Raw genomic sequence first — 12,226 nt, forward strand, 5'->3', positions numbered from 1 at the left:
AGGGAATGACTCCCGCCAACGCCTGTTGGGCTTTTCTGGAAATCATGTACAAGGATTTTTACGTGCTCAGATCCACCTTTGCCTTTGTGTTGTCGACTCTGTTGTTATCGAGTGGCCACGCCGAGACCCTCAGCTATCAGCCCGCCACAGCGCAGCCGGGCTATGGCTATCTGCCCGATGATGAACTGCACGCCATCGATGTGGATGGACAGGCACAACAGGTGCTGGTCAGGGCATGGGAAGGCAAACATCAATATGGCGCAGTCATACTGCTGGCCAACCCAGGTCAGGTGCCTGACACGCCGGGTCTGATCGCCCACCTGCGACGTTCACTCAACCCTGATGGCTGGGCCAGCCTTAACCTCACCTCCCCGACTCCGCTGCCCAGAGCCAGTTTCTCCACCACAGCGGAATCCATTGCCAAAGCCGGAGAAGGCCAGCTTGAGTTGGCTTCGGTCAGCGCCACACCAGGTTTCACCCAGCAGCAAATGAGGGAGTTTATTGAAGACAGGCAAAAGAGTGTCACCGCCTCGCTGGCACAACTGGACACCATAGGCAGTGAGTATCCCGGAAAGCGTGTGTTGGTGGTCAGCAACCAGACGGCAGCTATGGTGATAGAGCTGCTGCATTCCAAGCAGATGAATACGCCGGATCTGCTGGTCGTATTCAATCCCTTTTTGCCGGAGAAAAAATCCAATTCGGCACTGGTTAAAGCGCTGGCGGAACTGGAGATACCTGTGCTGGATATTCAGTCTCCTGATGGCCACCCCGCCTCCCGGGAAACCCTGGCCCAAAGAAGCAATCTTACCCGCACCAAGGGACCAGCCAAATATCGCCAGCTCAAGCTGTCTCTCAACCTGGATCTGCCCAGCAGTTGGCAGCATGCCTCCAAAGCGATTAAAGGGTTTGCCTACACCAGCCTGATCCGCTGATTACCAGCTCTGACGTTGAGACCAGGCCTTATCCGGGTCTTTGGTTTGACGCCTGGCCGCTATCTTACTGTTACGCCCTGCAAGCAAACGGATTTGATACCAGGACTCTCTCGCCAGCAGACTCCTGACGCCGGCCAGCCAACTCCTGTGGGTACTGTGTTTAATTGCCGCGGCCGCATCGGGTGAGGTTTGCCTGATTCTGTCTGCCATGGCCAGGGCCTCTGCGCCGGGCTGCTCATAAACCCGGGTGATAAGCCCATACTCTGCAGCCTGCTGCGCCGACAATATCTCTGCCGTCAGCGTCAGCTCCAGTGCCTTGTCTCTTGGAAGTATGCTGCGCAACATTGCCAGTCCGGCCATATCCGGCACCAGCCCCCATTTGGCCTCCATAATGGAGAAGTCACTGCCCGGCGAGGCGTAACGCATATCAGCGCCAAGGGCGATCTGCATACCTCCGCCATAACAGTGACCTTCAAGCACGGCAATGACAGGAACCGGCAAGCGCTGCCAGCCAATGGAGACTCGCTGAGCCAGATTGGCATTACCCGGCAACCACTTAAACAGTAGCCTAACCGCCTGCATAGGTTGTTTCATCACGCTTTTTACATCCAACCCGGAACTGAAGTTACCTCCTGCCCCGGTCAGAATAACGGCTCGAATACTGGAGTCCCGGCGGATCTGTCGCTGCGCCTCACAGATATCGAGGAACATCTGAAAGTTAAGAGCATTGAATTTCTCAGGCCTGTTAAGGGTAACGAAGGCGATCTGGTCTTTGACTTCAAAAGCCACGTACTTCAATGACATAGGGTTCTCCTACCGGGCTGGATTGGCCACAGTAGAACGATTTGAATACAAAATGCAAAGACTTTGTTAAACTGCCGCGCTTCAGCAGCACCACAAGGGTAAATTAGAGGGGCCTTAATTTACCGCCGTTTGCACTGAGTCCGGCCCGGAAAATAGTCGAAAGTCCGTCAAGTCTCGAAATCGGTGTTAGGCTTGTTATAACGGGCAAAGCAGGGATAAGGGAGCTATGGCGACTCAGATATTGATATGCGACGACTCAGCGATGGCGAGAAAGCAGATGGCCCGCAGTCTGCCGCCAGAATGGGAGGTCGAGGTAAACTATGCCGCCAATGGCCAGGAGGGCATTACTGCCATCCGTGAAGGCAAAGGCGAGATTGTATTTCTCGATCTGAATATGCCAGTCATGGACGGCTACCAGGTGCTGACCCAGGTGCAGCAGCAGGACCTGCCCGCCATGATTATCGTCGTCTCAGGTGATATTCAAGCCAAAGCCCACGAAAGAGTTAAAGCCCTCGGCGCCATAGATTTTATCCAGAAGCCAGTTAACCTCGATGCGATACGTACCCTGCTGATCAACTACGGCATTCTGGTGCCCGAAGAGACCCCGGTTGTTGAACAGACTGAACAACTGACCAAGGCCGACGATGACTCCCCTTTTGTAAAAGTTGACCTGCGCGACGCCTGCCAGGAGGTGGCCAATGTCGCTATGGGCCAGGCTGCAGACTTACTCGCCAAATTGCTGGATGTATTCGTCAAACTCCCCATCCCCAACGTCAATGTGCTGGAAACCAGCGAACTGACAATGGCCCTCAAATCTGTTGAGCATGAAAATAAAGCCTCCGCTTTATGTCAGGGCTTTATCGCTGCGGGCGTCGCAGGAGAAGCCCTGCTGATGTTTTACGACGGTAGCTTTGAGGAGATGGCCAAGTTAATGGGACTGGATAACCCCCAGGACCCCGACACAGAAATTGAAGTGCTGATGGACACAGGCAATGTACTTGTAGGCGCATTTTTGCGCGGTGTGTTTGAACAACTGCATATGAGCTATAGCCAGTCTCACCCCGTTGTGTTGGGGCGACACTGCAATGTGTCAGAGCTTATCAATGCCAGAATCAACAAATGGCAACGCACCCTGGCGATGGAAATCAATTATCAGATAGAGAGCTACAATATTCGCTGTGATCTGCTGTTGTTGTTCACCGAAGACTCCATTCCCACCTTGAATACCAAGCTCAGTTATCTGCTGGATTAAAGACGTCAGGAAGCCCTATGCCTAATCAAATGAATGAACTGCACCGGCTGATCGAAATGGTCCAAACCATTGAAGTGGGTCTGGTGATGCTGGACAAAGATTATCGGGTGCAGCTGTGGAACGGCTTTATGGAGAACCACAGTGGCATCTCCCCCAATACCCTGCGTGACCGAAACCTGTTTGAATGCTTTCCTGAGCTGCATGAAGAGTGGTTGACGAAGAAAATGGAGGTGGTGTTAACCCTGCAAAACAGAGCCTTTATCAGCTGGGAGCAGAGACCCTATATCTTCCGCTTTAAAAACTTCCGCCCCATTACCGGCCAGGCGGAGTTTATGTACCAGAATGTTACCCTGTTTTCCCTGTCATCACTGACTGGAGAAGTTACCCATATCTGTATGATCATCTACGATGTCACAGACGTTGCAGTGAACAAATTACAACTTAAAGAAGCCAATGCTGAGCTGGCTGAACTGAGCCAGATAGATGGCCTGACTAAACTCTATAACCGCAGACATTGGCAGGATTTGCTGAATCGGGAGTTTGAGCGCTACCAACGCTATCACGAGCATGCCAGTCTGGTGATGCTGGATATCGACTTCTTTAAGTCGATCAATGACAACTATGGTCATGTGGTCGGCGACCGGGCGATTCAGCATCTGGCCAGGTTGATCCAAGACTCTCTGCGTGAAACCGATGTCGCAGGTAGATATGGCGGTGAGGAGTTTGGCATAGTCCTGCCCAATACAGATGCTGCCAGCGCCAGCCAGTTTGCGGAAAGACTGAGGCAGAAAGTGGAGCGTTCCCCACTGAAAGCGGAAGGACAGAATATTAAGTTCACTATCAGTGCTGGCATTTGCATGCTGGATAATGAGATAGCACAGAACTCTGACTGGATCCGCCGGGCCGATGCTGCCCTGTATCGGGCTAAAGAAACAGGCCGTAACAATGTGCAGGTGTATTCAAAAGATGAGGATAGTTAGGATCTGTTGACCTTTGAAGAATTCAACCATGAAAGACCCTAGTAAAAAACCCGCCAGTTGGCGGGTTTTTAATATTCGTACCGAAGCGCAGGATTAGTGCAGAGTCTCTTCGTCTTCGTCATCTTCCGGCATTTCGTCACCCACAAAGTAGGTGCCCCAACCGTCATAATCAACCTTCTGTTTGACTGCCAGGTTCATCAGTTGCTCACAGGCCTGATCCAGCAGTTCCACTTCCAGACGATGGTTGGCAATGGCGTCAAAGCAGTACAGTGTGCTGCCATCTTCCAGCTCAATCTCTTCGGCGTCATTCACCTCAAAACCCAGCTTGAAGGCATCTACCGCAGCTTTTTCCAAACGGTCAAAGTTGGTACTGGAAAAGTGATGCTCAATCACATATTCGGCATCAGGATCTGAACCATCATCCATCAGTGCCTGCACGATTTCGCGGTTCTCTTCCAACTGCTCTTGCAGCATACGTTCAATAGACATGCTCGTCTCCATCTAAATCAACGGCCGGAGTATAACAAACTTCTACCCTTGGGCAGCAGTTTTACTCATCATGGCAGAAGCTTCCGCATTCAGCTGCGCCAACTTCTCTTCCATGATTTTGTGGACACGACCGGCAAGCTCTTTAACTGAGTCTTTGCCCAGACCTTTGGTCTCTACCGGGTCCATCACCTCAATAATCACTACACCATTGTTCCAGCGGTTGAGGCGGATATCACTTTGGTTGGAAGCCAGTACAGGTACCATGGGCACACCGGCAGCAATAGCTGTGTGGAAAGCACCTGCCTTGAAAGGCAACAGACCACGGCCACGGCTGCGGGTCCCCTCAGGGAAAATCCACACAGACAGGCACTTTTCTTTGATCTTCTGAGCCGTCTTGGCCATGGTATCGAAGGCTTTGCTGCGGTTTTTGCGGTCGATAAGGATATTACCTGACAGCCAGTAAATCTGGCCGAACAGCGGCATCCACAGAATGCTCTTCTTCCCCAGACTCACAGTTCCTTTTGGCACTGCGGCGGTGTGGGTGAACATGTCATAGTTGTTCTGGTGATTGGCCAGATAGACGCAAGGCCCCTTGGATTCCCCGGCTGGTCTGCGAACAATAACCTTAATACCCAAAACAGGCGCCACAGCTGAAAACAGCTTGGCGAACATATGTACATTGTCTCTGTGAAGCGGTCGTAGCAAGCAGTACAGGCCACCGAAAAGGAAAGCGAATACCAGCATAACAGCCAACAACAGACATCTGACGATTAACAGCACGACAGTCTCCTGCAGAAAAATTGGCGACAGTATAGCCAGCAACTCACTGTCGCTCAATCTTTTGATAACAGCTGTACGCTTAAATAACGTTCACTTCAAATCAGGGTTTCAAGCCATTGATTAACTTGGAATAGGTCAGTCTGAACGCCAAAGCTGACAGCGCCAGAGTAACCACAATGGCAGCTCCGGCTGGCAGATCATAGCTGGCAGACAGCCAAAGTCCCAGTAAATAACCCACTGCCCCGACCAGATAAGCCCATGCCAATGCCCATTTCGATTCACACCTGTTGATGGCAAGTGCTGGTAATATCAGAGAACTGAACACCAGATACACACCAACCAACTCAACCGACAGCGTAATCATCAGCGCAAACAGCAGATAGAAGCCCCGGCCCAACAATAACTGTGGACGCCAAAGCACTAATGCCAACACCAGTATTGAAGCTACGGCAGGCAGTATCAGTGTCGACCAATCGACCCAGAGGATCTGTCCTGACAATACCTGCTTCAGCAGTTCACCACCGTGGGGATCGTGGGACAGAATCAACATGGCAGACACTGCGGCCAGCACGTAGAAGCAACCGATCATCGCTTCCAGCTCCTGGGCCATATGCTTTTCCAGCCAGGCGATCAAACCTGCGGCCGCCAGTGCAAAGCACAAGGGCATCCACAGATTTGCCAGTGGCATATGTTCCATCTCGTGGCTCATATGCACCAGTACTGTACCCAAGGCAGCAACCTGAGCAATCGCCAGGTCGATAAAGATAATGCCGCGCTTGAGCACCTGGCGCCCCAGAATCACATGGGTTGAAAGGACCAAGATGCCGGCCACAAAGGCCGGCATCAGTACCTGAAGCATTTCTGCACTCACTGCACAGTCCCTTTCAGCTTGCCGATAACACTGGAGTACAGACCAAACATGTCAGTGCTTTGATCATCGCCACCCACAGTCATAGGCAGAACCACCACCGGCAACCCGGTTCGCTCCGCCAGCCAATCAGCACCGCGTCGGTCCTGATAGCTCGCGACTACAATCGCAGAGATATCTCCCTGCTTGGCGCGGGACAACAATGAGGCAAGATGGCTACTGGAAGGCGGAATGCCAGGCTTTGGCTCCAGATCTGCGGTCTGCTCAACCCCGAGCCAATCGTACAGGTAGCGGTAGTTGGAGTGATAACCAATCACCTTCTTACCTTTCAACTCCTGTGCATCAGCCTCCCATTGCGGAACCGCTGCTTGCCAGCGCTGCTCAAACTGCTTCAGATTGGCCTGGTAAGCCGCTGCATTGTCTGGATCCAGTTGCTCCATCTTACTGGCCATGGCCCTGGCAACCTGCAGCAATCGCTCAGGTGAAAAATGCACATGGGGATTCCCCTCTGCATGCACATCCCCCATTGAGCGATCGACCTTGTCCAACTTATCCAGTGTCTCCACATGGTCTGTGGCAAAGAACAATCCTCTATCGGTAGAGTTCATGGCTGGATTAGCAGCTTTCATCTGTAGCATGGGCAACCAGCCCACCTCCAGTTGAGCGCCAGCGCACACAGCCAAATCTGCACGACGCATCTTGGCAATCAGGCTGGGTCTTGCCTGAACCAGATGCGGATCCTGAAATGCCGTTGTCGCCGAGTAAACACTGGCATTCGGCGCCAACTCGCTGGCAATAGCGCCATATTCAGGTTCACAGGCAAAGATATTCAATTCAGCCGAGGCCATGGGCACTATGCCCAGACCCAGCGTCAACAAAGAGGCGTTAAGCCAATTAGAACTGATGCGCACCATGGGCCCCCAGAGTCATCACATATTGCAGAGTGATGATGTTGTCATCGGTGAAACCGTCAAAGTTGGTGCCATCCTGGCGGGTATACTGCAGACGAACGGTAGAGAAGTGGCTGTTATGCCACGCCAGCATCACATCAGTTTCCTTCAGCTTCTGCGCATCGAAGTGATCTTCGTGCATCAGCTGAGTGTCAACCTGACCATAACGAATACCGGCAGACCAGTGTGGAGAGAACTGGTAAACACTGCTCAGGTACCAGCCCTGCATATAGTCTTTACCATGGCCCTCGTGTCCATGTTCTTCTTCGTGCCCCTCTTCTTCATGGTGTTCTTCCAGCGGCATAAAGTCTTCGATACGGAAGAACTCACCACTCACAGTCAGGTGCTGGTACTTGTAGTTGCCATCAGGAGCCCACTTGAAGACGAAGTCGGCACCATACATGTTTTCACCTGTATAGGCTGCACTGTGACTATGGCCGTGCTCTTCGTGTCCATGCTCCTCTTCAGCATGTCCTCCCTCTTCGTGCCCATGCTCCTCATGAGCACTCATGCGACCATTTTCATTGCGCAGATAGCTCAGACCCAACTGCCAGGAGCTGGAGTCACCAATGTCGCCACCAATTTTGGTGTAAGCGGTATACACCCCAACTGTTTCATATTCACGCTCACCGGACTCATCTGCTGCACGCAGAGAGTCACCGCTAAATCCTTCTACCCCCAGCAACCAATAGGTATCGGTTGGGGCCAGATAGTTAAAACGCAAGCCATCGTCAAAGTAGTGACTACCCAGGAAGGCGCGGTACACACCGGGACGCTCGACGAAGGAATCTGTGTGTGGGTGCTGATTATTCAAATAACCGATATCAGACAGGAAACGACCGCCACGAATACCCATACCCGCCGGCAGGTTCAGGGTTTGAATAAATGCCTCTTCCAGCTCAACTTCTGTTTCGCTGCCATGCACTTCCAAAACAGTGGTGATCTTGCCGTAAAACATGTCATCGATGTTGGCACTGATTGCCAACTCGGTCTCACCCAGGCCAAAACCTTTTTCCCGTCCCAGAATTCGGTCTTCTGATTGATAGTGACCATCCAGTACCGCACTAATAAGCGGGTTGCTCAATGTTGGAGTCTCAGCAGCAGCAAAAGTCGCGGTCAGAGCTGCAGCAACAGCGGAAATACGGCCAGCCTGGCCAAACAGAGATGTGGTTTTCATTTTTTCTCCAAAATAATCCTGAGACCAATTCTTCAGATGAATTGGCACACGCCCGCAAGCACATAGACAAGCAGACTAAGTAATTGATTTTAATTTAGGTAAATCAGAGAAATAGGGGAGGACCGCGGGTGAAATAATGGAATGAGGGAGCCTGCCAGGAGTGGAAGCTAACCTCGAAATAGGGAATGGATTTGTACTCAACCTGAGGCAAGCTAAGCTCAGTTGAGGGCAGACATGTATTTTGATGATGCTGATGAAAACACAGGCTGCAGTGAGCCAGTTGTGACTGCTCACCATCCTTGATGTGGGTCAAACTGTGGGCCGGAGCAAGCACAACCAGACTTATCCAGCTGAACAACAGCCAGATAGTTATCTGCTTGGAAAACTTGCCAACGGGTCTCAAAAAAGTCTGCTCCTGCTAATTGTGTTAAGTAAAATTCCAAATTTACTTTCGCCGAACTTTACCACAAATTAATTACAAGTCAGCACCGCAGACAGTGCAAATTTTTAGCTTAAGTGTAAATTAAGCCTGAGTTAAGCTGTAAAAACTAAGGTTGGAAGCAGAAAATTGCGGCTGATCTGCAATGGGGAAAACCGGGAGGTAAAAATGCTGGCCTTTTTGCGTGCGAATCTGGGACTGATCGTATTTATTCTGCTGTTCCTGGCAGCGGTATTGGGCGGCATTTGGTGGGTAGAAGCCTCACTCGCCGGCCAGGAAGTGGTCATAGATTAAGCCTTATCCTGCTCCTCTGGTGGCAGTTCCCGGACTTTAATGTGGTCCATAATATGGGACGCCAACAGCAGTATAAGAGCGACTATGCCTACCGGGGCAGCAATAGCCTTGTACTGAGGTAACCACCAATAACAGGCAGCCATACCTGCAGCGACATAGAAGCCAGTAATCTTGAGTCGCTGCAACGTCACGTTTTTCCCCAACCAGGCGTGACAGTGCGGGCACTGAAACTCAGCTTTCAGGCCTTTTCCCCTTTGGTTTTCTATTCGCGCAATGCTGAAACCTTTGCTGCAATGTGGGCAGATCATGATGATGCTCCATTAAAGAGAAGGGTTACCAGGCAAATCACTGCCGGTACTCAGGGGGTGAGAGTCTATACCAGAACGTCAGCAAAATGTGGCTGCAAAGTGATATTTCCCACGACCTTATTCAAACTTTTCGGCATTCTCAACTTAAGTTATTGAATCTTTCCCAGACAGGATTTTTCTCTGTTGCCGCAACTCTTGCTGCGGAATATCATTACGGCCTTAACGTCATCAAGGATATTTTTATTCCCATGTCAAAAGTTTCCACTCTGCTGCTGGCCATGCTGTTATCTGTGCTGAGCACAGGCGTTTGGGCCGATGAGTCGACCCTGACACCACAACAGGTCAACCAACAAATTATGCTGCTGCAAGGTGATATTGACCACGATATTGCCCAGCTGAAAACCGCCAAAGGCGAAATTCGCGCCCTGACCGAATACCGCATCATCAAGAAAATTGGTGAGTTGCGCAGCTTGATCGGCTCTCAGGTTGCCAAGTCCAGCCCGGACAGTGCATCCCTTAAGCCACTGATCACCGAACAACTGCAGTTTATTGCTCAGGTCGAAACCTATCTGGCCAACAGTGTTGATAAACTCAAGCAGCAACTGGGTACATCAGACGACGGCGCGACCATTGCCCTGATCGCCAAGCGTGAGACTGAGCGTGATCAGTTCTATGAAGCTCAACTGGAAACTATTCATTGGGCTGAAAAAGTCGGCATGGATGTGTCTGCCAATAAAGCGGCACTGATTAAAACCCTGATCCGTCGTGGTGAGCGTTTGGAAAGCCTTGTGACCTTCCTGCAACAACAGCTGAAGTCGTCTGTGGCTGAAGCCGATGCGGCCGGTAAAGATGTTTCTCAAGAGCAGACTGCCAAGGTCGCCATGTACCGCGACTGGCTGGACAACAGCAATGCCAGCCTGGAATCAGTGATCACCCTGCTGGACAAACTCGGCCAGGACACCGACAGCATGAAAAAGACACTGCTGTCTGTCAGTGGGGATATCACCCAGGACGTACTGAACATCGACGTAGCCTCAGGTCTGTTCCAGCAGTGGCTGGACAGCGCCAAGGCTCAACTGATTGAGCATGGTCCATCACTGACCTTCAAGGTCTTTATTTTCCTGCTGATCCTGTTTGCAGCCAGTCTACTGGCCCGTATCGTGGAAAGCATTGTTCGCCGTGCAGTGAGCACCTCCAAACTTAAGTTCAGCAAGCTGCTGCAGGATTTCTTCACCAAGCTGTCCAGCAAGGTGGTTTACTCTATCGGCCTGCTGGTTGCCCTGTCGCAACTTGGCTTTGAGCTTGGCCCTCTGTTGGCCGGTTTCGGTATCGCCGGTGTGGTCATAGGTTTTGCTCTGCAGGACACCCTGTCCAACTTCGCTTCAGGCATGATGATCCTCATCTATCGTCCATTCGACGTGGGTGACCTGATCAATGCCGGTGGTGTAACAGGTAAAGTCAGCCATATGAGTCTGGTATCCACCACCATTATGACCTTCGATAACCAGCGTCTGATTGTCCCAAACAATAAGATCTGGGGTGACACTATCAACAACATCACTGTTGAGCGTAACCGTCGGGTGGATCTGGTCTTCGGTATCGGCTACTCAGATGATATTGAGCATGCAGAGAAAGTACTGATGGATGTCGTGACCAAGCACCCTAAAGTCCTTAAAGATCCTGAGCCTGTGGTTAAGCTGCACACTCTGGGTGAGTCTTCCGTAGACTTTGTGGTTCGTCCATGGTGTCAACCTGAAGATTACTGGGATGTATACTGGGATATTACCCGGGAAGTTAAGATGCGCTTCGACGCCGAAGGTATCAGCATTCCCTTCCCACAAAGAGATGTACATATCTATCAGACGGCAGAGAAGTAATTTTCTGCCGCAAAGTAAAAAAGCGCCGCTGGGCGCTTTTTTATTAACTCTTGTGATTGAGCGGGCGGATTCGGGATGCCCGCCATCAGCTAAAAATCGAAATTATAGGTGTAGCCCAGCACCACTTTAACATCGTCATCATCCAGATCCGTGTCTGCCACGGCGAAGCTGACATCCCCCATTTTGGTCGCTGCGCTCAGAGCTACGTGGTAGTCGGAGTAGCTGTCGGTGCCGAACCAGGAGCTGATAACATCCCCATCGTTATAGCCATAGTGAAAATCCAGCGTTAGCATCTCAGTGACAGGAACACTGACATCTGCAGTCAGGTAGCTGTAGTCTTCATCATCCAGTCCATCGGCGGCAACATCACTGCCGGCGTGAATGAATTTGGCATAGCCTAAAGTGATCCATTTCCATGAGAGCGAGCCATACAGCTCACCAAAGCTGATGCTGCCGGGAGAATCCGGATAACCATAGTAGAGATAGCCAACGTCATAACCGAAACCGTCACCAAACTCACCTTCAAAGCCCGCATACAAGTCCATTTCATAGCTGGTGCCATCGCCAAAATCTACATTGGACACCCAGGTACCTGCATAGAATCCACTCTCATGTCCATAATCGACACCACCCTGAATGGCAGCATCATCTGCGGTTTGACTGACTCCACGCCACAAATAGTTGGAAGTAAAACCTATATTACCCGACACCTCTGCAGCAACCGGTTGTGACATCAATACTCCAGCCAGGGCTGCGGCCAATCCAACGCTTATGTTCTTCATTCTTATCCCCTCGTTTAGTCAATCCCCATCCTGTTTGTACTGATGAACCATTACAGTGCAGTCAGCCACAGGTCACACATTGAGTTGCCATTCATGTGCCAATTGGGAAGTTATCTGAACGAAGAACCACAAGACTCATCCTGGAATTGAACAAACAAAATTGCTCAAGCCACTGTTATACATTGGTTAAATTTGCAGCAATCAGGGTAAGAAGTTATTGATTGCAATCCAGTGACCTGCAGAGATGATGCAAGCGACAGACAAGATACAGCCAGAGTGACTGCCTTTTATTGG

General features: G+C 51.0%; 14 protein-coding genes. 5 read left to right on the plus strand and 9 right to left on the minus strand.

Annotated features, from left to right (window positions below; genetic code table 11):
- Positions 1-44: 44 nt before the first annotated feature.
- A complete protein-coding gene (locus L2725_RS12310; protein ID WP_249249235.1) occupies positions 45-932 on the plus strand; it encodes a DUF3530 family protein in 888 nt (295 codons plus the stop codon).
- On the opposite strand, the gene L2725_RS12315 is transcribed toward L2725_RS12310, so the two are convergent.
- The gene (locus L2725_RS12315; protein WP_249249236.1) at positions 933-1,736 is read right to left on the minus strand and encodes a crotonase/enoyl-CoA hydratase family protein; all 804 of its coding nucleotides are present in this window, start codon (positions 1,734-1,736) and stop codon (positions 933-935) included.
- Positions 1,737-1,962: 226 nt separating this feature from the next.
- Here L2725_RS12315 and L2725_RS12320 point away from each other — a divergent pair, with 226 nt between their 5' ends.
- Both L2725_RS12320 and L2725_RS12325 read left to right on the plus strand, forming a co-directional pair.
- Entirely contained in the window at positions 1,963-2,988 is a 1,026-nt protein-coding gene (locus L2725_RS12320) for a response regulator (RefSeq protein WP_249249237.1), read from the plus strand.
- Positions 2,989-3,005: 17 nt separating this feature from the next.
- Positions 3,006-3,968, plus strand: coding sequence for a GGDEF domain-containing protein (locus tag L2725_RS12325; RefSeq protein WP_249249238.1), 963 nt, complete (start codon positions 3,006-3,008; stop codon positions 3,966-3,968).
- Between the two features lie 93 nt (positions 3,969-4,061).
- Here the strand turns inward: L2725_RS12325 and rraB are convergent, their stop codons facing one another.
- The 6 genes from rraB to L2725_RS12355 all read right to left on the minus strand — a co-directional run bounded on the left by rraB (position 4,062) and on the right by L2725_RS12355 (position 8,635).
- Positions 4,062-4,457 carry a ribonuclease E inhibitor RraB gene (gene rraB, locus L2725_RS12330; RefSeq protein WP_115137562.1) on the minus strand — a complete coding sequence of 132 codons (396 nt, stop codon included), beginning with the start codon at positions 4,455-4,457 and terminating at the stop codon, positions 4,062-4,064.
- Positions 4,458-4,499: 42 nt separating this feature from the next.
- Positions 4,500-5,237, minus strand: coding sequence for a 1-acylglycerol-3-phosphate O-acyltransferase (locus tag L2725_RS12335; protein ID WP_115137561.1), 738 nt, complete (start codon positions 5,235-5,237; stop codon positions 4,500-4,502).
- Between the two features lie 100 nt (positions 5,238-5,337).
- The gene (locus L2725_RS12340) at positions 5,338-6,096 is read right to left on the minus strand and encodes a metal ABC transporter permease (protein ID WP_249249375.1); all 759 of its coding nucleotides are present in this window, start codon (positions 6,094-6,096) and stop codon (positions 5,338-5,340) included.
- A gap of 8 nt (positions 6,097-6,104) precedes the next feature.
- Positions 6,105-7,016, minus strand: coding sequence for a metal ABC transporter solute-binding protein, Zn/Mn family (locus tag L2725_RS12345; RefSeq protein ID WP_428985287.1), 912 nt, complete (start codon positions 7,014-7,016; stop codon positions 6,105-6,107).
- Positions 7,000-8,232, minus strand: coding sequence for a hypothetical protein (locus tag L2725_RS12350; protein WP_249249239.1), 1,233 nt, complete (start codon positions 8,230-8,232; stop codon positions 7,000-7,002). The genes L2725_RS12345 and L2725_RS12350 overlap by 17 nt, the downstream gene beginning before the upstream one ends.
- A gap of 103 nt (positions 8,233-8,335) precedes the next feature.
- Positions 8,336-8,635, minus strand: coding sequence for an ABC-type zinc uptake system zinc chaperone (locus L2725_RS12355; RefSeq protein ID WP_249249241.1), 300 nt, complete (start codon positions 8,633-8,635; stop codon positions 8,336-8,338).
- Positions 8,636-8,839: 204 nt separating this feature from the next.
- On the opposite strand from L2725_RS12355, the gene L2725_RS23240 reads away from it, so the two are divergent.
- Positions 8,840-8,965 carry a hypothetical protein gene (locus L2725_RS23240; RefSeq protein ID WP_283106475.1) on the plus strand — a complete coding sequence of 42 codons (126 nt, stop codon included), beginning with the start codon at positions 8,840-8,842 and terminating at the stop codon, positions 8,963-8,965.
- On the opposite strand, the gene L2725_RS12360 is transcribed toward L2725_RS23240, so the two are convergent.
- Positions 8,962-9,273 carry a hypothetical protein gene (locus tag L2725_RS12360; RefSeq protein WP_248936534.1) on the minus strand — a complete coding sequence of 104 codons (312 nt, stop codon included), beginning with the start codon at positions 9,271-9,273 and terminating at the stop codon, positions 8,962-8,964. The two genes, L2725_RS23240 and L2725_RS12360, sit on opposite strands and share 4 nt — an antisense overlap.
- Positions 9,274-9,521: 248 nt before the next feature.
- Between L2725_RS12360 and L2725_RS12365 the strand changes: the two genes are divergently transcribed.
- Entirely contained in the window at positions 9,522-11,150 is a 1,629-nt protein-coding gene (locus L2725_RS12365) for a mechanosensitive ion channel family protein (protein ID WP_249249242.1), read from the plus strand.
- A gap of 89 nt (positions 11,151-11,239) precedes the next feature.
- On the opposite strand, the gene L2725_RS12370 is transcribed toward L2725_RS12365, so the two are convergent.
- Complete coding sequence (locus L2725_RS12370) at positions 11,240-11,932, minus strand: TorF family putative porin (RefSeq protein ID WP_248936532.1); 693 nt, start codon at positions 11,930-11,932, stop codon at positions 11,240-11,242.
- Between the last annotated feature and the right edge of the window lie 294 nt (positions 11,933-12,226).

Source organism: Shewanella corallii (assembly GCF_023349125.1).
In the GTDB taxonomy this organism is placed as follows: Bacteria; Pseudomonadota; Gammaproteobacteria; order Enterobacterales; family Shewanellaceae; genus Shewanella; species Shewanella corallii.